Source organism: Desulfitobacterium chlororespirans DSM 11544 (genome assembly GCF_900143285.1).
In the GTDB taxonomy this organism is placed as follows: domain Bacteria; phylum Bacillota; class Desulfitobacteriia; order Desulfitobacteriales; family Desulfitobacteriaceae; genus Desulfitobacterium; species Desulfitobacterium chlororespirans.
In genome coordinates, this window is the sequence record NZ_FRDN01000005.1 from 33,362 (window position 1) to 58,615 (window position 25,254).

Sequence of the window (25,254 nt, forward strand, 5' to 3'; positions counted from 1 at the left end):
ACGGGAGAGACTGGTTTGACAGGAGCCACAGGGGAGACCGGTGCGACAGGAGCCACAGGAGAAACTGGTCCGACAGGGTCCACAGGAGAGACCGGTGCGACAGGAGCCACAGGAGAGACTGGCCCGACAGGAGCTACGGGAGAGACTGGTCTGACAGGAGCCACAGGAGAGACTGGCCCGACAGGAGCTACGGGAGAGACTGGCCCGACAGGGTCCACAGGAGAAACTGGCCCGACAGGAGCCACGGGAGAGACTGGTCTGACAGGAGCCACAGGGGAGACCGGCCCGACGGGAGCCACAGGGGAGACCGGTGCGACGGGAGCCACAGGGGAGACCGGTGCGACAGGAGCCACAGGAGAAACTGGCCCGACGGGGTCCACAGGAGAGACTGGCCCGACAGGAGCCACGGGAGAGACTGGTCCGACGGGAGCCACAGGGGATATTGGTCCGACGGGAGCCACAGGAGAGACTGGCCCGACAGGAGCCACAGGAGAAACTGGCCCGACGGGGTCCACAGGAGAGACTGGCCCGACAGGAGCCACGGGAGAGACTGGTCCGACGGGAGCCACAGGGGATATTGGTCCGACGGGAGCCACAGGAGAGACTGGCCCGACAGGAGCCACAGGAGAGACTGGTCCGACGGGAGCTACAGGGGAGACTGGTCCGACGGGAGCTACAGGGGATATTGGTCCGACGGGAGCCACAGGAGAGACTGGCCCGACAGGAGCCACAGGAGAGACTGGTCCGACGGGAGCTACAGGGGAGACTGGTCTGACAGGAGCCACAGGACCCGAAGTACTTGTAGCATACGGCGGCTTGTACAATGATACGTCACAAACGATTGTAATTGGTGCAGGTGACACAGAGGGCGTTGCAATACCGGAAACGATGCCAATTAACGATGTAACACTGGGAACAAACAGTATCACAATTGATGTTGCAGGGGACTATCTGGTAGAGTTTATGGTTCTGCTGCAGTCAACAACAGGGGATTTCGGTCTAACTGTTGGCGTTCAAATCAACGCAGCCTTCTCAGAACCGTCATTGGTAACGGCTACCGTAATCACTGCAGATTTCCAGGTTATTACCTTTAGTTCCATTGTCACGTTGGCTGCGGGCGATGTATTGACTTTAGCAGTCTCCAGTGCAACGGGCGGAAGTGTTTTGCTTGGCCCGGGGACGAATGCAAATTTGCATGTCGTACGGTTGGGGAGCTAGGGTGATTTAACCAAAATGCAAACCAACCCCTTACCGGGTTAAAATGCTCACAAAAGTGCCGTGACCCATGTCACGGCACTGCTTTTATTGATGAGGTACCATAACCTTACCAGCTAAGGGGGAATAGAAATGAATAACGATTTACTCAAGAACCAGCATAATACGATTCGTCAGCTTATTCAGGAGCTCGAGGAAGAAGTTCGTTCAGGGAATCTTGATCAAAAAGCTTTTGACCTTTCTCTGAAAATCAGCAAACTGTCCGGTATTCTTGTTCTGCATTTAAAATCAGAAGATGAATACCTTTATCCTGCTCTAAAAAATTCAAAGGATGAGGCACTGAGCAAAACAGCAGAGCAGCTCTATCGGGAAATGGGCTCCTTATCCACTGAATTTCTGAAATATAAGAGTACCTATATGTCTGCCGCCAAGATTAAAGCCGATATTCCACAATTCATTAGAGAGTCAAACAAGATCTTTTCCGCATTGAAAAATCGTCTGAACACCGAAGACAAAAGACTTTATCAGCATATCTAAGAGATAGGTCAAGTCTTGGTACCCGGCAGGGTGCTGTTGTCATTCCTTTTTTGTGATATACTTTTGTAAAATGTACTTATTATCATGAAGTAGGGTTAGAATAGACCGGAAAAGAGATGTTGATATGATAAATAACAGTAGAGCTAGAACCGCAGATCATGAGCAACTATTTGTCAGCGTCAATCAGAAAAAGCTGGATGTTTTCAGTGCTCTGATTGCCTTCTTCTTGGTTTGGAAGGCCTATTGGTGGGTGTTTAACTTAATTTCTCCTCAAGACACCATAATCGATATCCTTGCTCTCTTTGGTGTTATTATTCTTGTTATTCCATGTACTGTAATTCTTCAATTAAAAATACGGGATTTTCTAAAAAAATAAGAAGTCTGAAAGACTGATCTAAAACTGCCTGAAATCTTTGCCGAACAAAGATTTCAGGCAGTTTTTTTAATTGATTGATTTTTTTAACTGATTAGATCAAAGAAGCTGATCTGATCGCTTTCCGGGATGCCCTTTAAGCAATCAAATTTACTCAGTAATTCCATAGTAGAATTCCCGATTTTGCCCCGTTTCTTGACATCCTCCAAGGAGTTGAAAGGTTTTTCCTGGGCGGCATTATATAATCCTTCAGCAGCGACGGTTCCCATGCCTGAGATGCTGTTAAGAGGGGGTCTTAAAGCATTGCCCTCTACCTGGAATTTTGTAGCATGGGATGCGTAGATATCCATGGGCAGGAAGGAGAAGCCCCTCTCATACATCTCCAAAACGATTTCCAGATCATCGTACATATCCTTATCCTTGGGTGCCGCTTGATTACCCAAGGCCTCGATTTCTTTCATTTTCGCCTTGACTTTTTCTTTGCCGAAGATCATAAATTCGGCGTCAAAGGCCTTGGCGCGAATGGTGAAATAGGCTGCGTAATAGGCCAAGGGAATATGCACCTTAAACCAGGCGATACGGAAGGCCATCATCACATAGGCCGCGGCATGAGCTTTAGGGAACATGTATTTAATCTTGCGGCAGGAATCGATATACCATTCCGGAACATCGTGCTCCCTCATTAAGGTTTCGTACTCCGGCCATTTTGGATCTTTGAGTGCTTTTCCTTTACGCACTATTTCCATGATTTTAAAAGCTGTATTGGGAGGGAGGCCCTTGCGAATGAGATAGGTCATAATCTCGTCACGGGTACAGACCGCCTCGCTTAGGGTCACCGTTCCCGCATCGATCAAGTCCTTGGCATTCCCCAGCCACACATCGGTTCCATGAGAGAGGCCGGAAATGCAGATTAAGTCTTCGAAGGCTTTAGGCAGAGTATCCAGGAGCATGCCCCGGACGAAGCGGGTACCGAATTCAGGGATGCCGAAGGTCCCTACCTTGGAGTTGATCTGTTCAGGAGTTACACTCAAGGCTTCTGTGGAGGAGAAGAGAGACATGGTCTTCTTATCGTCCATGGGAATGGTTTTCGGATCGACTCCGGTAATATCCTGAAGCATGCGGATCACCGTGGGATCATCGTGGCCCAGAATATCCAGCTTCAAAAGGTTCTGGTCAATGGAGTGGTAGTCAAAATGGGTGGTGATAATATCTGAATTGGGGTCATCGGCAGGATGCTGTACAGGGCAGAACTCAAAGATTTCCCGGCCTTTGGGCACCACGATGATGCCGCCCGGATGCTGTCCCGAGGTCCGCTTAATGCCTGTGCAGCCTTTGGCGATGCGGATGATTTCCGCCTTATTGGCAGTCCGATTCTTTTCCTCGAAATACTTCCGCACATAGCCAAAGGCTGTCTTATCGGCAATGGTGCCGATAGTTCCCGCTTTGAAGGTGGTGCCTTTACCAAAGATAACCTCGGTGTATTTGTGGGCTTTAGCCTGGTATTCACCGGAGAAGTTTAAGTCAATATCCGGCTCTTTGTCTCCGTTGAAGCCCAGGAAGGTTTCAAAGGGAATGTCGATGCCATCCTTATCCAGCTGGGTTCCACAGACGGGGCATTCTCGATCCGGCAGGTCAAAGCCGATCTTAGGGCCATGATCGGAGAAATCCGAGTATTTGCAGCTGGGGCAACGGTAGTGAGGGGGCAGGGCATTGACCTCAGTGATGCCTGTCATATAGGCGGCTACGGAAGAACCTACCGAACCCCGGGACCCAACCAGATAGCCGTCTTCGTTGGATTTCCAGACCAGTTTTTGGGCGATGATATACATTACGGAGAAGCCGTTTTTGATGATGGAATCCAGCTCCCTGTCCAGCCTTTGCTGAACGATGTCCGGCAAAGGGTTTCCATAAAGTTCGTGAGCCTTGCCAAAAGCGATCTCTTTAATGGTCTCCTCACAGCCCTCAATATGAGGGGAAGCTTTTTCCGAGGAAATAGGGCTGATGGGCTCGCAGAGATCGGCGATCAGATTAGTGTTGGTGACCACCACTTCATAGGCTTTGTCTTCTCCCAAATAAGCGAATTCCTCCAGCATCTCTTCAGTGGTTTTCAGATAGAGGGGAGGCTGCTGATCCGCATCCTTGAAGCCCTGGCCTGCTTCCAGGATGCGCCGGTAGACTTCATCTTCGGGATCCAGGAAATGCACATCCCCTGTGGCGACAACCGGTTTGTTGAGTTTCTCACCCAGGGCGACGATCTTGCGATTGATCTCCATGAGATAGTCTTTACCCGGCACCTGCTCGGTTCTGATCAGGTAATCATTATTCCCGAGGGGCTGGATCTCCAGATAATCGTATTCTTCGGCGATGGCCTCGATTTCCTCCTCCGAGCGGCCCAGCAGGATGGCTTGGTAAAGCTCCCCTTCACTGCAGGCACTGCCGAGAATCAAGCCTTCTGAGTACTTTTTATAGAGACTCTTCAAGATACGGGGTTTTTTATAAAAATAGTCCAAATGAGAATAGGAGACCAGCTTGTATAAGTTTTTAAGTCCGGTATAATCCTTGGCTAAGATGATGGCATGATAGGTCTTAAGCTTTTTATATTCATCCTTCTTAGCCCCTTCATCCGCCGCCTTCAGATCAATATCCTCAAGGGTTTCTACCCCCCGCTCTTTAAGCATATCGATCATAATATTGAACACCTTAACGGTGGTGCCCACATCATCGAGAGCCCGGTGAGCGACCTCCACTTTAATGCCCAGATTCTTGGCAATTCTCCCTAATTTATAGGTTTTGTAATCCGGAAAAAGTTCCTTGGCTAAGGACAAGGTATCCACATAAGTATAGTCAAAATCATAGCCTAAGACTTTCGCGTTGTGCTTCAGGAAGCCTATATCAAAATCAGCATTATGAGCGACTAAGACGCTTCCTTCGATAAACTGCAAGAGCTTAGGAAAAACCTGGTCGATGGTCTCAGCATTCTTGACCATGTCATCGGTGATGTTGGTTACCTCCACGACTCGGGCGGGGATGGGTTTCTCCGGATTGACAAAACAGCCGAATTGATCGATGATCTTGCCGCCTTGGATCTTCATGATTCCGATTTCCGTGATCTTTTCCGTGACGGCTGAGAAGCCGGTGGTTTCCAGGTCCAGTACACAATAGGCAGTATCAATACTCTGGCCTTGAGGATGGGTTACGGAAGGTTTCTTATCTGGTGCCAAATAGGCTTCCACACCATAGATGACCTTCATATTGGGATTATCTCTGCCCAGGAGTTTATAAGCTTCGGGGAAGGACTGAACCACACCATGATCGGTAATGGCAATGGCTTTCATCCCCCAGTTCATGGCCCGTTTGATGAGATCCGTGGCACCGCTCATGGCGTCCATCTGACTCATTTGGGTGTGCAGGTGCAGTTCCACCCGTTTTGCTTTAGCCAGGTCCTGCCGTATATACTTTTTTACACCTTCTGTTTCCACGATGGTGTGGGCAATGATCTCTATTTCCCCGGAAAACTTGCTGAAGCCAGCATTTCCGGAAAGCTTAACTCCTTTAGCCTTCTGCAGTCTGGATACGACCTCACTGTCTTCACCGGGTTTGAGGAAGGACTTACAGGTGATGGAGCTTGAGCCGTCATAGAGATCAAAGGACACTAAAGTTTTGCCGCTTTTTAGTTCTTTGGCTTCGATATTGGACAGTTCCCCTTGAAGAGCGATCTTGCCTTCATCGGGGGTAATGTCGGTAATTTTGATGACTTTATCTTTAATGGCGGCATTACGGCCCAAAATAAGCTGGGGATCGCTTTTTTTGCCATCATCAGCTTTGCTCTCTGCCGGCACAGGTGCAGCTTCTTTAGGGCGTTCGGCAGGGGTTGGACTAGGGGGGGCCGCCACCCTCTCTTTTTGAATCAGCTGAAGTTCTTTTTCCTGGGTAGCCTCTTGCAGCCGGACTAAATCTTCAGGGTTGACTTTATCGGCGAAATGAACGGTATAATGGGCACCATAGAGGTTCTTAATCGCCTCTTGAATGATCTTGTCATAGCCCTTGCCTTTGAGTAAGTAAGAAACAGCAATCTTAAAGGTAAGCTGTATGGATTGATCCGTGATGTCGAAGTCGCAATTATTGAGGGCAGATTTCAAAAGAGGATGTTTGCGGGCCAGCAAACTGATGATTTTCTTGAGCTCCTCTTCGATGGGCTTTTTGGGAGTACCCTCAGAGTACTCGACGATAATCTCAGAATCCTCTAAGGTCAATTGTTCTCTTATAAATTGATTCAGAGATTCAAGGTCGCCGACCTCTATATAGTTATCCGAGCTGATCTTCATTTCCAGGGTCTTGCTCTTCTCCTTCAGCACCACGGCTTTGACGAAGGCTGTGTTTAAGCTGACTCCAGCCTCAAAATTCCTGAAAATCTCCTGAACTCTTTTCATACTATCTCTAAACTCTCCATCTACTTGTTCTGAATTGTTTGTTCTCTAAAATAAACAGAGAAGCCTATCTGTTGTGGATGTTTAACTACAAATAGGCTTGGCTCGTATTATGTTTATTTTACCATGAGAGTGAATAGGAAAGAAGATGGAAAGAAGAAGTAATTTTTCTTGACAAAAGTTAAGAAACTGTTATAGAATACATTAAATAGTTTTTAAATACGCCGAAGAGGAATAGTACGTTTTATCTAAGCGCCTAGAGAGCTGTTGGCTGGTGTAAAACAGCGGCAAAGATGGAACCGAACTCGCCTCGGAGTAGCTCGCTGAAATGACCAAGAGTAGGTGGAGCCGGAGCCTAACCGTTACAGTAGGGGGATATAAGGTCGGCAATCTTTTTGCAGATAGTGGACCCGTATCTGTGAGAGCATGCTTTGGGCATGAATGAGAGTGGTACCGCGTAAGATGTTAAAATCTTTCGTCTCTATAGGTTATAGAGATGGAAGGTTTTTTTATTGTGAGGGAGGATGATGAACAATGAAGAATGTGGAAAATTATCGCCGAGGGTATTTCATGCCCCCTGTCAAAAGCTTAAAGTGGGCGGAGAAAGAGTATATTACTACGCCACCCACGTGGTGCAGCGTTGATCTTCGGGACGGCAACCAGGCTCTGGTGGTACCGATGAGCCTGGAAGAAAAGCTGGAGTATTATCACATGCTCTTAAAGATTGGCTTTAAGGAGATTGAGGTGGGTTTCCCGGCAGCCTCGGAAACAGAGTATGCTTTCCTGCGCACCCTTATTGAGCAGAATCTGATTCCTGACGATGTGACCATTCAGGTCTTGACTCAATCCCGTGACCATATCATCGAGAAGACCTTCAAAGCTTTGGCGGGAGTCAAAAAGGCAGTCGTCCATCTTTATAATTCCACCTCTGTAGCCCAACGGGAGCAGGTCTTTAAAATGAGCCGGGAAGAGATTATTGAGATCGCCGCCAGTGGTGCCCGGTTGCTGAAAAAATATGCCGCAGAGACAGATGGGAATTTCCAATTTGAATATTCGCCGGAGAGCTTTACCGGTACGGAAATGGAGTTCGCCCTGGAAATCTGCAATCAGGTCCTCGATGTGCTTGAACCTACCCCGGAAAATAAAGTGATTATTAACCTGCCGGCCACGGTTTCTATGTCCATGCCCCACGTCTATGCCAGTCAGATTGAATATATGAGCGAGCACCTTAAGTATCGGGACCATGTGATCTTATCCCTTCATCCCCATAATGACCGGGGGACTGCCGTAGCTGATGCGGAGCTGGGCTTGCTGGCCGGCGGTCAGCGCATCGAGGGGACCCTGTTTGGCAATGGGGAACGCACCGGCAATGTGGATATCGTCACCTTAGCCCTTAATCTGTTTTCCCATGGGGTGGACCCCGGCCTCAACTTCGCAAGCATGTTGGAAATCACGGCCAAGTATGAAGAGTTGACCCGGATGAAAGTCCATGACCGTCAGCCTTATGGGGGCAAACTGGTCTTTGCGGCCTTCTCCGGTTCCCATCAGGATGCCATCACCAAGGGCATCAAGTGGCGGGAAGAACATGACTGCAACTATTGGAATGTTCCCTATCTGCTTATTGATCCCCAGGACATTGGCCGGGAGTATGAAGGAGATGTGATCCGTATTAATAGCCAGTCGGGTAAAGGGGGCATCGCCTATATGCTGGAACAGCATTATGCTCTTGATTTGCCGGCTAAGATGCGGGAAGACTTCGGCTATAAGGTGAAAAACGTATCCGATAACCTGCATAAGGAACTCATGCCTGAAGAAATCAAGGATATCTTCTTCAAGGAATATGTCAATATTGAGAGTCCCATTAAATTCCTCAACTTCCGTTTCCTCAACCATGATGATTTTCAGACAACGGTCACCCTTGAGTTCAAGGGTGAGATTCAAGAACTGTCAGGAGAAGGGGATGGTCGTTTGGATGCCATCAGCAATGCTCTCCAGGCTCGTTTGGGGTTATCTTACACCAACCTGATTTATAAAGAGCATGCTTTGGAATTAGGCTCCAAGTCACAAGCAGTTTCCTATGTGGGAGTCACCGGCCCGGACGGGGTGATTCACTGGGGATGCGGAATTCACACCGATATCTTTACTTCTTCGGTTAAGGCTTTGCTCAGTGCTATTAACACCATGCTCAAGGATTCAAGTATGGTTTAAAGTCAGCTATGGTTCAGGAGCATTAAAAAACTGAGTTCTCAAGGAGGGTGTGTACTTCCTATGAATCGCTGTTTTTTTGTGCTAGAATGATCAGTATGACGCTATGCTGAGGTGAAATGATGATTCGTGAAATCTATCCCCATATCTATTTAAATGAGATACCTTTGCCCCATAACCCTTTAAAAACCTTGAACAGCTATATTGTTCTGGCCGGGGACCGTCCCCTTATTTTGGATACGGGATTTGACCTGGAAGCTTGTAAGTCTGCTTTCATGGAAGGGGTAGAGGAGCTCCAAATCGATCTGAAAAAGACGGATTTGGTATTGAGCCATATGCATGTAGACCACACCGGGCTGGCTGACTTTTTAGCCGAGCAGGGGTGCCAGGTTTATATTGGGAAAAAGGACGGCATTCTGCTCAATAACTATAGAACTTCTCCGGGCCTCATTATGAGTGAATTGAATAAGGTGTTGAATTTAGGCGGGGAAATGAACTCAACGGAAAAAGCGATCTTTGATACTACTCCTAAAAAGCCGTTGGTCTATACTCCACTGAATGAGGGGGACTGCTTGGAGACAGGGCTCTATCAATGGGAGGTTATCAATATCCCCGGACATAGTCCGGGGCACATTGGTCTCTATGAACGAAAGCATAAACTGTTTTTTGGCGGCGATCATATCCTCAATGAGATCACTCCCAATATCACTTTTTTCCATTACAAAATTGATAGTCTTGGCAACTTTATCAGGAGCCTGGAAAAGATCCGCCGGTATGATATTGAACAGGTATTTCCTGCCCACCGCAGCCTTATTGCCAACCACCGGCAGCGGATCGATGAGCTGACCGCCCACCATCAAGAGCGCCTGGTGGAGATTGCTGAGATCCTGGGTGATGGCAAAAAGACAGTGGGTCAGACGGCGGCAAGAATGCACTGGGAGCTGAGATACAACAGCTGGGATGACTTCCCTTTAGCTCAAAAGTGGTTTGCTTCCGGGGAGGCTATGGCTCATCTGGAGCATTTAGTGCATAAAGGAGAAGTTCGGCGGGTGAACCACGATGGGGAAGCCTATTATGAATTAGTAAACTAAAAGATAAAAGCCAAGGTAACATTTCGCCCTCTATTGTAAGCGGGGGAAATGCGCCTTGGCTTTTTTACTTTTTCACTGCTGAAGTTTTTAGTTGAATATTGTATTTTTCAATCTTGCGGTACAAGGTGTTGCGGGACATCTTCAAGGCTTTTGCCGTTTGAAAGATATTGCCGTTATAGCTTTCCAGCAGGTTGATGATGTGTTCCCGTTCTGATTCCCCGATTCGGGGAGTAAGTGGTGTGGATTGAGAGGTCGGATTTTGAGAGGGCAAAATATATTCAGGTAAAAATTCGGGAGTAATTTCTAGGCCTTCGGACAAAATCAACGCTTTTTCAATGACGTTTTTTAACTCCCTGACATTTCCCGGCCAACTGTAGCTGCAAAGGATTTGCAGAGCGGCCGGATGGATTTGTTTGGATGGAACATTGTATTGCCTGGATAGTTCGGATATAAAATATTCCGCCAATAAAGGAATATCGCATTTTCGTTCATGGAGCGGCGGTAGGTTGATCTCAATGACGTTGAGCCGATAATAGAGATCCTGACGGAATTGCCCTAGTCTGACCAGCTCTGCCATATCTTTATTGGTTGCGGCGATAATGCGCACATCCACTTTTTTAGGCTTATTGGAGTTTATCCGCGTGATGGTCCGCTCCTGGAGGAATCTCAGGAGAGTTACCTGCATGTCCAGGGGCATTTCTCCTATTTCGTCCAGAAGCAGAGTTCCTTCATGAGCATGTTCGAATTTTCCGATGGAACCATGGGCACGGGCACCGGTAAAAGCCCCTTCTTCATAGCCAAAAAGTTCACTATGAAGCAAATCCTTGGGCAGTGCTCCGCAATTGATAGCTACAAAATTGCCTTTCCGGCCGCTGCGTTGATGGATGGCTTTAGCCACCACTTCTTTGCCTGTCCCGGTTTCCCCCAACAGCAACACATTGGATGGGAATTTGGCGGTTTTTTGAACGATGCTGTCTACCTTGGACCAAGCGGTGCTTTCACCGATATAGTCAATCCCATGAGGTTTGGAGAGCTTATGGGGAGCAGAAACGGGGCCTTGATTTTTGAAAATAAGCAGGGTATGGACTTCACCGCTAAGAAGCCGAATCTGCCGTTTTCTGAGCAGCCGGCAGCGGAAGGGTTCTCTTTTATGGGGTGTGAAATTTGTTTTAAACTCAATTTCTTCACTGGGTTGTTCGTAATTGTTGGCGAGGAGACGATTCAAATCATGTTTGTCAGCAAGATAGTTCCCTAAAGACTTGCCGATTGTGTCGGAACCGGCCAAAGAGCTTGCGAAAACATGGTTTGCTGTATAGATTGTCCCATCCTGCTCCAGAACAAGAACCGGGCTTGAACAATCATCGATCATTGTTTTGATCCGAGGTCTGAGTTCAAGAGGTTTAGCAGGTTTAGGCCCTGCCATCAGACAATACTCGATGATTTTAGCTGCAGTGATAGTCATGGCAAGGGCTTTATCGTGAAGGCTGCCAAAGGGATTGACCCCATTGAGGACGGCAACCAATGCATTGTCGATCATAATCGGAGAGCTCACGCCGGAATGGTTCTGACTGATAATGCGGTAATGCTCATAGCCGTCGGTTCTCATGGGGATTTTTTCCCTTAAGGCGATGGTGACAGCGCCGTTACCACAAGTCGCTTCATCGGTATAGGCCCCTAAAGTCCGGGGGTAGTTTTTTAACGGGGTAATCAACTCAAAAACAAACCCATCAGAATCGCAGATGCTGATGTTGCAATCCAGCAAAGTATAAAGATAGTTCATGACTGGAGCTGCTAAAGACAGTAATTCTGCATATTGGGTTCTTTTTTTCTGCAACAAGGAGGGGTTGCATTTAGGAAATTCCGTTGACCAGGGATCAAGGCCAAGCTTCCGGCATCGTTCCCATGAGCGGGCCACAGAAGGATGAACTTTGTCTTCCTGGCTCACTCCGCGGACTATAAAGTTCTTCCAAGCCTCAAGAATTTCTTCCTGGGTATAATGCATAGTCACAGCCTCCTCAGAAGAAATCATGGTGAAAGTATCCTTTAAACCTTTATCTTTTTCCTCTCACTTCGAGAAGCAGTCATGAGCAAAAGGGCTGAAAAGCGGTAATTCGAGGTATTAGTAATAACTTTCCCAATCTTATAGCCATCTTACACCACATTAATAATATTTTCAACTCCGAACCTTTTCCTAAAAAAACCCGGCTGCGTAAAGTGGAACAATTTGTTCAAACAAAGTGTGCCGTATTGTGAACAATAGAACAACTGGTTTTAGGGGTTTCTTCTCTGCTTTAAAGGAAAATGAGGTATTAATGAATTGGCATGAGTTTTGCATTGATTATACATTGTCTAAAAATACAGTTTATGAACAGCAAGGGGGAGGGATCAAAACGCGAGCAATTTTTAGTACATCATTTCACGATTTTGCCGGAATTAAACACACGGCTCAACAGGAGGTAACAAAATGTCCGAGACTTTATTATGGGAAAAACAAAATGACGGTATCGCGTATGTAATTATTAATAAACCGGAACGCAGAAATGCTATGGATGCCGATCTGATGGTGAAGATGGTACAAGTTTTGGAGCAACTGGATCAGGATACGGATGTCAGGGTTATCATCCTCAAAGGGCAAGGAGATCACTTCAGCTCGGGGGGCGATTTGAAAGCGGGGGTCGGCGGTGAGCCCACTGTTGAGAATTCCAGAGCAGCCTTACAAAAGTTTATTTTTGCCGTAAGAAAGATCCAAGAGATGGAGAAACCTGTCATTGCTATGGTAAAAGGCTATGCTGTGGGCGGAGGCATGAGCTTAGCCATGGTTTGCGATATTGTTTTTGCGTCGGAGGATGCCAAATTCAGCTCCAATTTCCTCAAAGTAGGAATTACACCGGAAATGGGTGCTATGCTGCTAATGCCCATGATGATGGGTGCTCAAAGAGCAAAGGAATTGTGGTTTACAGGAAGAGTTATTGATGCAGCGGAAGCAAAAGAACTGGGATTTGTTAACAGAGTCTATACTGCGGAAGAAATTGAGAACGCTACCCGGAATTTTGCCGCAGATTTAGCCCAAATGCCTGCTCTTCCGGTTAGAATCACCAAGCGAATTACTAATTCAACCCTGTTTAATTTATTGAACTCAGTGATGGAAGCGGAGCTTCAATCCACTCCTTTTTGCACTCAGACGGAAGAGCATAAATCTTTAATTGAAGAGTTTAAAAACCGGAAAAAATAAGAGCAAGTAATACATGCTGGGAGGAAGCAATATGACCAATGAACAGCTGAGCCGGAAATCTCCGTGGTTTTCATATCTGGGGTTATTATTGGGAACTTTCACCATGATCGAGGCAATGGCCTTTCAAATTCCCGCTTTGCCGGTGCTGACGAAGGAATTTGGAGTCCCGGTAGCCACGGCAGCCTTGATCAGCCTGTGCTATTACCTGACGGCCACCGTGTGCGGCCCCGTCTTTGGCAATATTGCCGATCAGATAGGCCGCAAACGCATTGCCATGATCGGTATGATAATTTTTGCCGTCAGTGAATTTATGGCTGCTTTTGCCACCAACTATCCCTTTTTCTTATTGGCCAGATTGTGCCAGGGAATTGGCGTGGCGGCCGTTCTCCCGGCCGGCCTTTCCTATGCCAGCTATTTATTTCCGCCCAACAAGCGGGGAATAGCGGTGGGTGTGTATACTGCCGTCGGGACCTTTGCTTCGGCGATGGGTGGTTTTTTAGGCGGGATTTTGATCGCAAAATTTGGTTGGCAATCCCTTTATATTATCAGCGGCGTTTTAGCAGTCCTAGGCATCGCACTGGTACAGATAACGGTTCCCGAGACTCCCACTGTGGAGAGAAAGCCCTTTGATTATACCGGCTCGATCTTGCTTTTGCTTACCATCGGAACTTGGTTATCTCTTTCCGTACTGGTTGCCAATTTTGGCTGGGTATCACCCTATACTCTGGGTATGCTGGGGTTAGCCCTTGTTTTTGCCATAAGTTTCTGGAATGTGGAGAAAAGAACCAGTCACCCCTTTATGGACTTATCCATCCTTAAAAACCGCTACTTTGCTGCACCGATCCTGCTCTATTTCTTTATTGCTCTCTGCTCCCAAGGCTCCGTATTTACAAACTCCTACTTTGTTACAGCCAAACCGGGATTAGGCACGGCTTATGTAGGCATTATGACAGGATCGATTTACCTGGCCGGAGCGGTAACGTCCCTGCTCAGCGGCAAATTGATCGATTCTTTTAAAATTAAAACCGTTTTGCTGATAGGAATGGGAACCTTTATCGTCGGTACGCTGCTTTATTCCCAGTACACAGTGGACACGCCCTTTTGGTATATTGTCCTGACTTTGGTTTTTATGTCCGGTTCTTTGTTGTTTATTGCCCCTGCCTGCATGAAAATGTCCATGTCCGCCGTCCCTCCGGAAAAGCTCGGCAGCGGCTCAGGAACTTATATCATGATTCGCGATTTAGGAAGTCCCAGCGGGCAAACGACCATGCTGGCTGCCTTTGGAGCGATTTCAGCCTCATCTCTGGCTACGGAGATAGCTGCTGAAGCTCAGAACTCGGGAGTAAGTCAGGACATGATACCGACCGTGGTGGAAGCGGGGAAAACAGCCGGTAAAGTTATTGACCCGGCCTTAACGGATCATCTGGCCAAGATTGGGGTTAGCTTTCAGGATCTCTATGCTAAGGCCAATTTCGATGGCATGGTCATTGCGATCAACCAGATGAGTACGATCATTATTGCCATAGCGGTAGCAGCTTTTATAGCAGCAGTATTTGTCTTGCCGAATACCAATAGCAGCCCCGGTGACCTTGACCAAAGAAACAAATAAAATACTTTCTAAGCATAAGGGCAATCAGCGGCTTCACCTCATTTGCGAGTATGCGTTTAAGGCTCGGTGAAGCCGGGTTTTCTTCATTGTGAAAGTGTTGGCATGGAACACTTTGACTGAACACTTTGTTTCGTTTTTAGGGAGTGGAAGAAGTTTCCTTATGAGATTTTCCAGTAATATCAGGACAAAGAGGCTATTTTGCTTCCGTCTTCGAGTTGGCATCATTCTTGCTTTATATAGATTCGACGCTACCATGCATGACAGATTGAAAGGAGAAAGAGCAGCATGAAAAAGTCTGAAATTCCAAAGTTTGGGAACCTGCAGGGGTTAAAGGTGATTACATCCGGGTCGGCAATTGCAGGCCCTTTTGCCGGGGCGCTTTTTGCGGAGCAGGGTGCTGAAGTTATTTACCTGGAGAATACGGCTGTTCCCGATATGTTTCGTATGTTTGGAGACGTTTGGTCGAGTGAGCATAGAAACGAGAGAACCATGGCCCTGGATATTCAGTCTCCCGAAGGCCGGGAAATACTGGTTAAACTTGTCCAATGGTGCGATATCCTGATTGAATCCTCCAAAGGAGGTACTTGGACCAAGTGGGGGCTGACGGACGAATTTCTCTGGGGGATCAATCCCAAACTGGTGATCACTCATGTTTCAGGTTTTGGACTGACAGGTGATCCGGACTACATCAAACGAGGATCTTTTGATCCGATCGGTCAGGCCTTCAGCGGTTACATGGCCATTAATGGAGAACCGGAACCGGCCCCGCCTTATGCACCAAAGCCCTTTACCGGGGATTATGTGACGGCCTTGAACACCACCTGGGCCACCCTGGCGGCACTCTACCGGACCCAGCAAACCGGGGTAGGAGAAAGTGTTGATGTGGCTCAGTATGAGTGCCTGGTCCGTATTCAAGGGAATTTTCTCCTGGAAGGAGTTAATTCCGGCAAACAACCGCCCCGTATGGGCAATAAAGATCTGAAATCCGCCCTGGAAAACGTCCAAAAATGCAAGGATGGCAATTACGTCATGCTGGCCTTAGGGGGAGGCGCAGTCTTAAGGAGAGTTGAAAAACTTTGGGGCCTCGACGGTGACCCGGATTTTCAGGAGCCTCATACCGTGATCTTCAAAGAGGATGGCCCCCGCGCTGAGAAATTTGTGGAAGCTGCTGTTGAGTTTTGCCGGACCCATACTGCCGAAGAAGTGGATCGGATCATGAACGAAAATCAAATCCCCTGCAGTATCGTCATGACTTATGACAAAATGCTGGATAATCCTCAGTACAAAGCCAGGGAGACCATCACGGAATGGTATGACGAGATCAGCGGACGCAGGATCAAAGGGGTGGCACCCATTCCCAGGTTCAGGAACAACCCAAGCCAAGTTTTCCGCAGCGGGCATACCTACGGTATGGACAATGAGGATGTGCTGAGTGAGTTTGGCTATAGCGAAAATGAGATCAAAGCTTTCTATGACAAAGGTGTTATTAAGAAAAAATAGCCCTTTATGTGCTAAAACGCTTTAACACAAAGAGAATGAGGTGGGAAGTCATGAACATTATTACCTGTTACAAAATTGTTCCGGAAGAGCAGGATATTGTAGTGGAAAAGGACCGCAGCCTGTCCTTCGCCCGGGCGGAATGGAAAATCGGGCAATATGATCTGAATGCCGTGGAAGCCGGGGTGGCAATTGCCGAGGCTGCAGGCGGCAAGGTTATGGCCCTAAGTATTGGCGGCAAGGAGTTGGACAACTCCAAGCTCAAGAAAGGGGTTCTTGCCAGAGGCCCTGAGGAGCTTTATTTGGTCGTTGACGAGAAATTAGGGAATGCAGATAGTTACACAACGGCCCAAACCTTAGCAGCCGCCATCCGCAAAATGGGTGAAGTTGACTTGATTATCTGTGGTGAAGGGTCTTCGGATTTATATGCCCAACAGGTGGGAGCCCAACTGGGTCAGATGCTCAAGGCAGCGACCATCAATGGGATCAGCAAGCTGACAGTGGCTGGAGAGCGATTGATAGCCGAGCGCACCCTGGAAAACGAGGTTGAAGTGCTGGAGATTCCCTTGCCTGCAGTGATCTCGGTAACCACGGATATTAACCTGCCCCGGATTCCCAGCATGAAGAATATTCTGGCCGCCGGCAAGAAGCCGACCACAGCTTGGGATCTCACGGCCATCGGTATGACTGGAGTTGATATTCCCACTGAGGTGGTAAGCACCCTGGCACCGGAACAAGCGGATCGCAAGAAAGTCCTTTGGGAAGGCGAATCGGAAGAAGTTATACAACAATTGTTTGCGCAAATTCGCAAAGAACTTCTTTAAGGATGGTGAAAGAGATGAGCATTTTGAAAAAAGTTTGGGTACTGGCAGAAAAACAAGCGGGTTTAGGTCAGTTATGCGCGGGCGGACGCCAGCTGGGAGAAGAAGTATCCGTAATTCTCTGGGGAGAAAAAGAAGAGGCTGACCAAGCCATTCGGATGGGTGCGGATAAAGTATATTGGCTGGGGGCCCTCAGACCGGAGAGCCTTAGGGAAGATTATGTGGAGACCATTCTGAAGCTGCTCCAGGAAGAAAAGCCGGATGCCCTGTTTGTTCAGCCGACTAGAAGGGGAAAACTGATTGCCGGCCGTTTGGCAGCGGGGCTGGGAACCTCTGTCCTGGTGGATGCCGTGGAAATCCTGACGGACGGTAATAAGGTTCAAACCCAGCACATGGTCTATGGCGGAGCGGCCTTCCGCACCGAAAGAATTCAGCCCCAGACAGCGATCATTACAATCGGCGCCGGCGTGTTTACCCCTCTTGCAGAAGATTCCGGCCGCCAAGGTACAGTCATCGAGGTGGAATTCGCGGAGCCTGCCATTAGAATCAAGCTCCTGGAGAAAAAGAGCAAAGCAAGTGCAGAGGTCAATCTGAATGCGGCTAAACGGGTGGTGGGTGTAGGCCGTGGTCTTGTTCAGCAGGAAGACCTCGGGATGGTTGAAGAACTGGCCGGCCTGCTGGAAGCTGAAGTGGGCTGTTCCCGTCCTCTTGCCGAGGGAATGAACTGGCTGCCCAAAGAGAGGTATATCGGTGTATCCGGTGCCATGCTCAAACCCGATCTTTATCTGGCTTTGGGTATTTCCGGTCAGGTGCAGCACATGGTGGGAGTCAACCAGGCCAAGGTCATCGTCGCCATCAATAAAGATAAGGCAGCACCGATTTTCAGCCAGGCCGATTACGGAATCGTGGGGGATTTTTATAAGGTTCTTCCTTCCTTAATTGAGAAGTTTAAGGCGGAGCATTAGACAGAGCACTAGACAAAGGCAAATATAAAGAACTTATCGGAGGGAAAGTTAATGGATTTTAGACTGACAGAAGAACAAGAATTGTTGCTAGAAAGCCTCAGAGAAGTCATGGCCAGGGATTGTACGGAAGACTATATGAAAGAATGCTACGAAAAAGGCGAGCATCCCACAAAGTTTGTCCAGGCCCTTATGGATAATGGCTTTGGCATGTTAGGGGTTCCGGAAGAACACGGCGGCACCCCGGTGGATAACCTGACCATGATGCTGGTTGCAGAAGAAATCACCAGGAACGGCGGTCCTCACTTTGTGTTCGGACAGGCATTATCCATCGCCGATATGCTCCACTTTGGTTCCGAGGAGCAAATCGCCGATACCATGGCTGTGGTGCAAAGCGGCGGAGTTGCCTTCGTCCTGGGTTTTACAGAGCCTCAAGCCGGTTCCGACAGCAGTGCCGCCACCACCACCTATACCCGCAGAAATGGCAAGGTCTATATCAACGGCCACAAAACCTTCATGAGCGGAGCGCTGCGGGCACCCTATATGCTTTGCCTGGCCCGCAATTCGGAAGAGGCCGGCCATGCCGACAAACGCAATGCCTTTAGTATGTGGTGGGTGCCTATGAATGCTCCCGGCATTAAGATCGAAAAGCTGGAAAAGATCGGCTGGCATATGCAGGACACTTGTGAAGTTTACCTGGAGGATGTGGAAGTCGAAGAAAAGGATCTCGTCGGTGTGGAAGGCAATGGCTTTATGCAAGTCTTGTACAACTTTGAGATGGAACGCTTGTTGATGGCTGCCTCGGTGCTGGGCATGGCGGAGTGCGCTTTTGAAGATGCCGTCCGTTACGCCAACCAACGGGTGCAGTTTGGCAAGACGATTGGCTCCTTCCAGCTGATTCAGGAAAAAATCACCTTTATGAAGGCTAAAATCGAGAATATGAAAAATATGGTCTACAAATGCGCCTGGGAAGTGGACAACGGGCTGCCCGTGCAAATCTCTTCGGCGATTGCCAAATTATATTGTGCACAAGCAGCCAATGAAGTCATTGACGATGCCCTGCAGATCATGGGCGGAATCGGCTACACCAAAGATGCCCGTATCTCCAGGTTATGGCTGGATGCCCGGGTCTTCAGGATCGGCGGCGGTACGGATGAGATCATGATTCACGCCGCGGGAAGAGCCATTTTAAAACACTATAAATAAACCGCCGGGGGCAGCTTATCACTATTTTCTTAATCCTTTAGGTAAGTATTTATTTCCCCGAATTAAAGGAAAAGAGGTGCCAAAGAATTAGGCGGATGGGGAAAGAAATATATTTCTCTGCAGAACTTATATAGCCTATTTTTTAAAAGGAAGGGATAAGACATGAGTAAACAATCGACTCGTCCATGGCTTGTATTTCTATCTTTGGCCCTGTTGTTTTTTGCCGCATTAGGAATGCTGGGGAATACCAACGGTCTTTATCTGACACCGGTATCCAAAGAAATGGGCTGGAGCAGGACTGATGCCTCCTGGTATCTGACCATTTATATGTTAACCATGGCTCTTACTCAGCCCATAGCCAGCCGACTTCTTTATAAAGTCAATTCAAAGGTATTGCTCTTTATCAGTATGACTCTTGTGTGCGCCGCTACCGGTGCCGCCTCTCAGTTCCAAACCGTCATGGCCTGGAACATCTCCGGTGTTCTCATGGGTTTGGGTTATTCCGTTATTATGTACCTGACTCTTCCCGTCATCATCAGCAACTGGTTCAGCAAAAAAACCGGTATGGTGCTGGGTATCGCCCTGGCCATCGGAACCCTGGGTTCAGCCATAGCCAACCCCGTCGCCGGCATGCTGATTACGGAGTATGGCTGGAGAACCGCCCGCCTCGCCATGTCCATCGCGGCCTGGGTCATTGCTGTCCCCGGTATTCTCTTATTTGTTAATTTCAAACCTGCCGATATCGGTCTGAAACCTTACGGTTATGAAGAAGGCGCCACAGGGCAGGCGAAAGCTGCCGTATCTCTGAAAGGGGTATCTGCCGCCGATTCCCTGAAATCCCCTGCTTTGTATATGGTTATGTTCATAGCTTGTGCGGTGGTGCTGTATTCCTCCATGAACACCCAGATTCCCGGATATGCTAGTTCAATCGGGCTGGCAACTGCTTTTGGGGCTTATGCCATGACCATTCTGAACCTGGCTAATATGGGCGGCAAAATCTTCTGGGGCTGGTTAACGGACCGCAAAGGCTTCCTGCCCTCTATGGTTGCTGCTCTGTCCTGCGGGATTGCAGGGGTCTTCATTATTTTGGCCGGCGGCTCCAATGTCAGCATATTCTATGCCGGTTTGGTTTTCTTCGGCATTTGTTTCTCCTCGCTGACCGTTATGCTGCCCTTGATTGTCAAAGGAATCTTTGGCGAAAAAGATTATGGGAAAATCTATGCCAATGTAACCTTGGTCCAGCAGTTAATGGCCGCCTCAGCTGCAATTATCTATGGCAGAATTTTCGATATCACCCAAAGCTTTGTCTTTGCCTGGCAGATGAATATTGTGACTCTGGCTATTGCTATCCTGATGCTCTTCGGAGCCGTTAAGGTGGGCAAAAAGCTGATTCACACCTAAGCAGGCTGATGCCCATTTCTATGCACCTAAATTGAAATAAAGACCCTAAGCATGATGTAAACCTCAATCATGGTCAGTCTCGATTGAGGTTTACTTTCTAAATAGCCCCTTGAAGCCATTAAGGCACTAGAGAATAATCCCATAGGATACGGAGGGAACGCTTATGTCACAATTTCCATTGTTGAGTTCTCCTGTCAAATTAGGCAGTATGCTTCTGAAAAACCGCATGATGACCACATCTATGTCTCCGGGCCATGACTATACAAATGAAGAAGGGCAGCCGACCCTAAGATTTTATAATTACCTGGAGGAACGAGCTGCCGGCGGGACGGCCTTGATTTGCCAAACCATTTGCTTTTATCCCAGACTTAAGAGTCAGCTGGATCACCTCCATCCCTTGCCCCTGGGCTATGCTGACGAGCATCTTCCCCATCTGAGCAAGATGGCTGAGGTGGTGCATAAGCATGGGGGGCTGCTCGTTGGCCAGCCTTATGCCGTGCATGACTGGAAGCCTGCCCCGGAAGACAAGGAAGAATACTGGGGTCCATCTACTTTATCTGTCTCCAAGCATAGTCCCCAGCCTATGACAAAGGAGCATATCCGGATTTTCAAGGAAAATATCGTCCAGTGCTGTATTACGCTGCAAAAAGCCGGCTGGGACGGGGTAGAGGTTATGGCAGGGGTAGGAGGCATTTTGAACCGCTTCATGTCCCCGGCGACCAATGATCGGACCGATGAATACGGCGGCAGCCTGGAAAACCGCTGCAGATTGACGGTTGAAGTGATGGCAGAGATCAAAAAAGCCTGCGGGGAGGATTATCCCATGATCGTCCGCTGGTCCCCGGTGGATTTTATCAAAGGCAGCTTAACCATGGAAGAGTCTTTACAGATTGTAAAGATTCTGGAAGAAGCGGGTGCCGTTCTGCACAACCTGGCGCCGGGCTGGCATGAAACCTCCGTACCGTTAACCATTAAAGATGTGCCGGAAGGATATTGGTCCTGGATCTCTGAGGAGATCAAAAAGGTAGCCAAGGTACCGGTGGCCACCGCCTATAGAAATACGGATCCTTTTAGTATGGAAGAAATTCTGGCGAAAGATAAGGCCGATGTGATCGCAGGCCTGAGATACAATATTGCCGACCCTGAATTTGCTAAAAAAGTTATGGAAGGCAGACCGGAAGACATTAACAAATGCATCTGCTGCTGCCGCTGTCTGGATGACGTCATCAGTCAGGGCAAGCCTCTGAATTATTGCGGAGTGAATCCCCGCCTGGGAGAAGAACTGGAAACACCTCTGGCCCAAGCGAAGCAGAGCAAGAAGGTCATGGTCATTGGCAGTGGGCCGGGAGGATTGGCGGCAGCTGTTACTGCAGCCCGGAGAGGGCATAAGGTGACGATCTATGAACGGGGACCTCGTTTGGGAGGCTGTTTGGTCATGAGTGCCATCTTCAGCCCTATCTATGACCGCTTAAACACTTATTATAAAACCCTGCTCAGGAAACACCCGGAAGTTAAAGTCAATCTTAATACCGCCGTTACCCCTGCCCTGGTAACCCGTGAAAAACCTGATGCGGTGGTGGTGGCCATCGGGGGGCATCCAATTGACCTGAAAGTACCGGGAGCAGAAGGCGGCAATGTGGTCAAATCTCATGACTTTCTGGAATTGCTCAATGGCAACCCCCCTCAAAAACCGGGAATCATCAACAAGGTTATGTATAACTGTGGTTCTGTTTTTTTGAAATTTTTCTATACCCCGGATTTGGCCCGTACCTTTATGGGCAAATTCCCCTGGCCCCTGGGCAAGAAAATTGCCATCATCGGCGGCGGTCTGCCGGGCTGTGAGCTGGCCAAAGAAATGATGCACTATGGCCGGGAGCTTGTAATCATCGAAGAAAAAAAGAAAATCGGCCATGATGTGGGCGGCAGCGACCGTTTCCATATTGTATCAGCCTTTAAGAAATCTCCCCGGGTAACCATGGAGACCCTGACTAAAGTAAAGGCCATCACCAGAGCAGGAGTCGAAGTCGTTCATGAAGATGGCTCAGAGGCATTCCATCAAGCCAAGACAGTGGCGGTAACGTTGGGCTTCGAGAAGAATATGGAGCTGGCGGAAGCTCTTAAGGGAAGGGTCTCCGAAGTCTATGCCGTAGGGGACTGCAGCAATCCCGCCCGTATGGCTGATGCCACCAAAGCTGGCTATAAAGCGGCCTGTCAAATTTAAGAGAATTCGGTGAAGCAAGGAGGAGAGGTATATGAAGTCAATTCTTAGTGATTTATTAGCGGAACAATCCCTGGTGGATACCTTAGTGTCTGACTTAAGTGAGGAACAGTGGCTGAAGCCCCTGCCCGTAGAAATGTGGAATATTAAAGATGCTATTATTCATATTGCTTTCTTTGATTATGCGGCCAACAAGCTGATGAGGGGGGAAGCAGAAGACCTGGTGAAGCTGGCCGATGCTGAGTCCGGTCAGGATCAATATGTCAGAGCGACAAACTTCCATCATCTGAGCGGAGCTGAAGTATTAAGCTGGTGGCGGGAAGAACGCACACGGATGGCGGCCTCTTTTTATGATAAAAATCCCAAAGACAGAATTCCTTGGGCCCCTGGGCTGCCGATGTCGGCGAAATCCCTGGCATCGGCCCGCTTAATGGAGCTGTGGGCTCACTCTGTGGATATCTATGACGCTTTGGGGCTGGAGCCGGTGGTCCGGGAGCGGATTACCAGTACCCTGTTCTTATCCTGGCAGGCCAGACCCAATGCCTATCGGATCAATGGCCTGGAAATGCCCGAAACTCCTCTTTATCTGGAGCTTACTCTTCCCTCAGGGGAGATCTGGGCTAAAGGAGAGCCAGGCGCAGGAAACAGGATTAAGGGCAGTGCCAAGGACTGGGCGCTCGTGGCTATTCGCCGCCGGAACTGGATGGACACGGATCTGGAAGTGGCGGGGGAAGAAGCCCGGCGCTATGCTTCCCTTGTTCAGACCTATGCGGGATGGGCGGACCCGGCCCCGGCGGCTAAACGGCAAAGGTAAGATCCTGCATTGGAGATGAAGTAGTAAACACTACCTTGTCGGAAGGGAGAATCAATGTATGAATCCGATGACCGTAGGGGACTTTCTGACCCTGAATTCAGCCAGATACCCTGACAAAATTGCCCTTGTCTGCAAGGATAAGCGCTTAACGTATCAGGAACTCAATGGCAGGGTAAACGCCTTGGCTCATGCATTCCTGGATCTCGGCATTGGCAAGGGGGATAAGATCGGCTATCTTTTTCCCAACTCCATGGAAATTGTCGAGTTATTCTTTGCCATTGCTAAGATCGGTGCCATTGCCGTGCCCCTCAATCATCGGCTGGTGGCCAGAGAAATTAAATGTCTGCTGGATTTAGTGGAATGTGATGTTTTCGTCTACAGCCGGTTGTATGATGGGCCGGTAAGTGAGGTAAAGGGCAGCTTCAGGACGGTAAAGCATATTATCCGCCTGGGAGAACCCGCTCCTGGTGAATATTCTTTCGAAAAACTGCTGGAGCATAAAGATACCAGTGAACCGGATATTGCCGTTGACAGTGGGGATTTATTCAGAATTCAGTTCACGGGGGGGACCACGGGGCGTTCCAAAGGAGTGATGCGCACCCACGAGGCTGACCTCTTCCAGACAATTGGGGTTATGACTTCCAATAAAATGGGAGCCAGCCCGGATGAGGTGGTGCTGACCCAGTCCCCTCTGCATCATCAGGGCGGGATAACCTGGATGCTTTGCGTTATGGTTACCGGCGCGCAATTTGTTATTTGCGACGGATTTGATCCGGTAGAAATTCTGAGGCAGATTGAGCAGGAACGGGTAACCTATATGCTGTTGCTGCCGCCGAGCACCTATCTACGCTTAATCGATGCGCCGGTTTTTAGAGATTATGATGTAAGCTCAGTCAAGGTCGTTCACACTTCCGCAGGAGGCACCTCTCCGGCCATTATCCAGAAGATGGCTGAGGCTTTTCCCAACTGTGAAGTGTATTACGGCTGGGGGCAAACCGAGACAGGAGCGGGGACCGTTCACCGGATCACCAGGGAAATGGCCTTGCATCACCCGGAGAAAACCCAAAGCATAGGCAGGCCGATGCCCTTTTTCCAACTGAGAATTGTGGATGAGGCAGGAAAGGATGTTCCTCTGGGTGAGGTGGGGGAAGGGATTGCCAAAGGACCGGCTATTTTCTCAGGCTACTATAAGCAACCGGAATTAACGGACGGGACCGTCACTGATGGCTGGACACGTACCGGGGATATGATGAGGCAGGACGAGGAGGGTCTCTACTATATGGTGGATCGGAAAAAGGACATGATAAAAACCGGGGGGGAGAATGTTTTCGCCCAGGAAGTGGAAGCGGTCATCCGCAAACACCCTGCGGTTTTGGATTGCTCGGTGATTGGGGTGCCTGACCAAACCTTTGGGGAGGCCGTCATGGCTGTCGTCAAACTCAGGTCGGGATACACCGCAACGGCGGCAGACATTCAGGAACACTGTAAAAGGGATTTATCCAGCTATAAAAAGCCGCGCTATGTGGAGTTTCTCGATGAGTTTCCCGTGGATAGTGCCGGCAAGATTCAGAAATTCAGGCTTAGAAAAAAATATCGGGAAATCTACAGCCATCTTATTGAAACCCATGGAAAACAGTTATCCTGAT

Annotated in this window: 17 protein-coding genes and 1 other annotated feature; of the genes, 15 read left to right on the forward strand and 2 right to left on the reverse strand. The window is 48.7% G+C overall.

Annotated features, from left to right (window positions below):
• From BUA14_RS28720 to BUA14_RS06050, 3 genes are all read left to right on the forward strand, one after another.
• Positions 1-1,218, forward strand: a 1,218-nt coding sequence (locus tag BUA14_RS28720) for a DUF4573 domain-containing protein (RefSeq protein WP_143153440.1), incomplete at its 5' end; no start/stop codon positions are given.
• Between the two features lie 129 nt (positions 1,219-1,347).
• Positions 1,348-1,752: a hemerythrin domain-containing protein gene (locus BUA14_RS06045; protein ID WP_072771780.1), complete on the forward strand. Its 405-nt coding sequence runs from the start codon at positions 1,348-1,350 to the stop codon at positions 1,750-1,752.
• 124 nt (positions 1,753-1,876) lie between these two features.
• Positions 1,877-2,128: a hypothetical protein gene (locus tag BUA14_RS06050; RefSeq protein ID WP_072771781.1), complete on the forward strand. Its 252-nt coding sequence runs from the start codon at positions 1,877-1,879 to the stop codon at positions 2,126-2,128.
• Between the two features lie 83 nt (positions 2,129-2,211).
• Here the strand turns inward: BUA14_RS06050 and polC are convergent, their stop codons facing one another.
• Complete coding sequence (gene polC / locus BUA14_RS06055) at positions 2,212-6,555, reverse strand: DNA polymerase III subunit alpha (protein WP_072771782.1); 4,344 nt, start codon at positions 6,553-6,555, stop codon at positions 2,212-2,214.
• A gap of 212 nt (positions 6,556-6,767) precedes the next feature.
• Positions 6,768-7,038 (forward strand) — a binding site (T-box leader).
• A gap of 48 nt (positions 7,039-7,086) precedes the next feature.
• On the opposite strand from polC, the gene BUA14_RS06060 reads away from it, so the two are divergent.
• Together BUA14_RS06060 and BUA14_RS06065 are read left to right on the forward strand one after the other, a co-directional pair.
• Positions 7,087-8,760 carry a 2-isopropylmalate synthase gene (locus tag BUA14_RS06060; RefSeq protein WP_072771783.1) on the forward strand — a complete coding sequence of 558 codons (1,674 nt, stop codon included), beginning with the start codon at positions 7,087-7,089 and terminating at the stop codon, positions 8,758-8,760.
• A gap of 119 nt (positions 8,761-8,879) precedes the next feature.
• On the forward strand, positions 8,880-9,848 hold the full coding sequence (locus tag BUA14_RS06065) for an MBL fold metallo-hydrolase (RefSeq protein ID WP_072771784.1): 969 nt from the start codon (positions 8,880-8,882) through the stop codon (positions 9,846-9,848).
• A gap of 64 nt (positions 9,849-9,912) precedes the next feature.
• On the opposite strand, the gene BUA14_RS06070 is transcribed toward BUA14_RS06065, so the two are convergent.
• Positions 9,913-11,850 carry a sigma-54 interaction domain-containing protein gene (locus BUA14_RS06070; protein WP_072771785.1) on the reverse strand — a complete coding sequence of 646 codons (1,938 nt, stop codon included), beginning with the start codon at positions 11,848-11,850 and terminating at the stop codon, positions 9,913-9,915.
• Between the two features lie 462 nt (positions 11,851-12,312).
• Between BUA14_RS06070 and BUA14_RS06075 the strand changes: the two genes are divergently transcribed.
• From BUA14_RS06075 to BUA14_RS06120, 10 genes are all read left to right on the forward strand, one after another.
• Positions 12,313-13,080, forward strand: a complete 768-nt coding sequence (locus tag BUA14_RS06075; RefSeq protein ID WP_072771786.1) for an enoyl-CoA hydratase/isomerase family protein — start codon at positions 12,313-12,315, stop codon at positions 13,078-13,080.
• Positions 13,081-13,111: 31 nt separating this feature from the next.
• Positions 13,112-14,689, forward strand: a complete 1,578-nt coding sequence (locus tag BUA14_RS06080) for an MFS transporter (protein WP_072771787.1) — start codon at positions 13,112-13,114, stop codon at positions 14,687-14,689.
• A 285-nt stretch (positions 14,690-14,974) separates the two neighbouring features.
• Positions 14,975-16,189 (forward strand): CoA transferase, encoded by a 1,215-nt coding sequence (locus BUA14_RS06085; RefSeq protein ID WP_072771788.1) that lies wholly within the window; start codon positions 14,975-14,977, stop codon positions 16,187-16,189.
• A gap of 50 nt (positions 16,190-16,239) precedes the next feature.
• Positions 16,240-17,010, forward strand: a complete 771-nt coding sequence (locus tag BUA14_RS06090; protein WP_072771789.1) for an electron transfer flavoprotein — start codon at positions 16,240-16,242, stop codon at positions 17,008-17,010.
• A gap of 14 nt (positions 17,011-17,024) precedes the next feature.
• Positions 17,025-17,972 (forward strand): electron transfer flavoprotein subunit alpha/FixB family protein, encoded by a 948-nt coding sequence (locus BUA14_RS06095; RefSeq protein ID WP_072771790.1) that lies wholly within the window; start codon positions 17,025-17,027, stop codon positions 17,970-17,972.
• A 51-nt stretch (positions 17,973-18,023) separates the two neighbouring features.
• Positions 18,024-19,175 (forward strand): acyl-CoA dehydrogenase, encoded by a 1,152-nt coding sequence (locus tag BUA14_RS06100; protein ID WP_072771791.1) that lies wholly within the window; start codon positions 18,024-18,026, stop codon positions 19,173-19,175.
• A 162-nt stretch (positions 19,176-19,337) separates the two neighbouring features.
• Positions 19,338-20,576, forward strand: a complete 1,239-nt coding sequence (locus tag BUA14_RS06105; protein ID WP_072771792.1) for an MFS transporter — start codon at positions 19,338-19,340, stop codon at positions 20,574-20,576.
• A 163-nt stretch (positions 20,577-20,739) separates the two neighbouring features.
• A complete protein-coding gene (locus BUA14_RS06110) occupies positions 20,740-22,797 on the forward strand; it encodes an oxidoreductase (protein ID WP_072771793.1) in 2,058 nt (685 codons plus the stop codon).
• A gap of 31 nt (positions 22,798-22,828) precedes the next feature.
• Positions 22,829-23,608, forward strand: a complete 780-nt coding sequence (locus tag BUA14_RS06115; RefSeq protein WP_072771794.1) for a TIGR03084 family metal-binding protein — start codon at positions 22,829-22,831, stop codon at positions 23,606-23,608.
• 58 nt (positions 23,609-23,666) lie between these two features.
• Positions 23,667-25,253, forward strand: coding sequence for a class I adenylate-forming enzyme family protein (locus BUA14_RS06120; RefSeq protein ID WP_072771795.1), 1,587 nt, complete (start codon positions 23,667-23,669; stop codon positions 25,251-25,253).
• The last annotated feature ends 1 nt before the right edge of the window (position 25,254 follow it).

Excerpts from the sequence above, each read along its gene's own strand:
- BUA14_RS06045 (WP_072771780.1), top strand. The coding sequence starts at position 1,348 with ATGAATAACGATTTACTCAAGAACCAGCATAATACGATTCGTCAGCTT.
- BUA14_RS06050 (WP_072771781.1), top strand. The coding sequence starts at position 1,877 with ATGATAAATAACAGTAGAGCTAGAACCGCAGATCATGAGCAACTATTT.
- polC (WP_072771782.1), bottom strand. The coding sequence starts at position 6,555 with ATGAAAAGAGTTCAGGAGATTTTCAGGAATTTTGAGGCTGGAGTCAGC.
- BUA14_RS06060 (WP_072771783.1), top strand. The coding sequence starts at position 7,087 with ATGAAGAATGTGGAAAATTATCGCCGAGGGTATTTCATGCCCCCTGTC.
- BUA14_RS06065 (WP_072771784.1), top strand. The coding sequence starts at position 8,880 with ATGATTCGTGAAATCTATCCCCATATCTATTTAAATGAGATACCTTTG.
- BUA14_RS06070 (WP_072771785.1), bottom strand. The coding sequence starts at position 11,850 with ATGCATTATACCCAGGAAGAAATTCTTGAGGCTTGGAAGAACTTTATA.
- BUA14_RS06075 (WP_072771786.1), top strand. The coding sequence starts at position 12,313 with ATGTCCGAGACTTTATTATGGGAAAAACAAAATGACGGTATCGCGTAT.
- BUA14_RS06080 (WP_072771787.1), top strand. The coding sequence starts at position 13,112 with ATGACCAATGAACAGCTGAGCCGGAAATCTCCGTGGTTTTCATATCTG.
- BUA14_RS06085 (WP_072771788.1), top strand. The coding sequence starts at position 14,975 with ATGAAAAAGTCTGAAATTCCAAAGTTTGGGAACCTGCAGGGGTTAAAG.
- BUA14_RS06090 (WP_072771789.1), top strand. The coding sequence starts at position 16,240 with ATGAACATTATTACCTGTTACAAAATTGTTCCGGAAGAGCAGGATATT.
- BUA14_RS06095 (WP_072771790.1), top strand. The coding sequence starts at position 17,025 with ATGAGCATTTTGAAAAAAGTTTGGGTACTGGCAGAAAAACAAGCGGGT.
- BUA14_RS06100 (WP_072771791.1), top strand. The coding sequence starts at position 18,024 with ATGGATTTTAGACTGACAGAAGAACAAGAATTGTTGCTAGAAAGCCTC.
- BUA14_RS06105 (WP_072771792.1), top strand. The coding sequence starts at position 19,338 with ATGAGTAAACAATCGACTCGTCCATGGCTTGTATTTCTATCTTTGGCC.
- BUA14_RS06110 (WP_072771793.1), top strand. The coding sequence starts at position 20,740 with ATGTCACAATTTCCATTGTTGAGTTCTCCTGTCAAATTAGGCAGTATG.
- BUA14_RS06115 (WP_072771794.1), top strand. The coding sequence starts at position 22,829 with ATGAAGTCAATTCTTAGTGATTTATTAGCGGAACAATCCCTGGTGGAT.
- BUA14_RS06120 (WP_072771795.1), top strand. The coding sequence starts at position 23,667 with ATGAATCCGATGACCGTAGGGGACTTTCTGACCCTGAATTCAGCCAGA.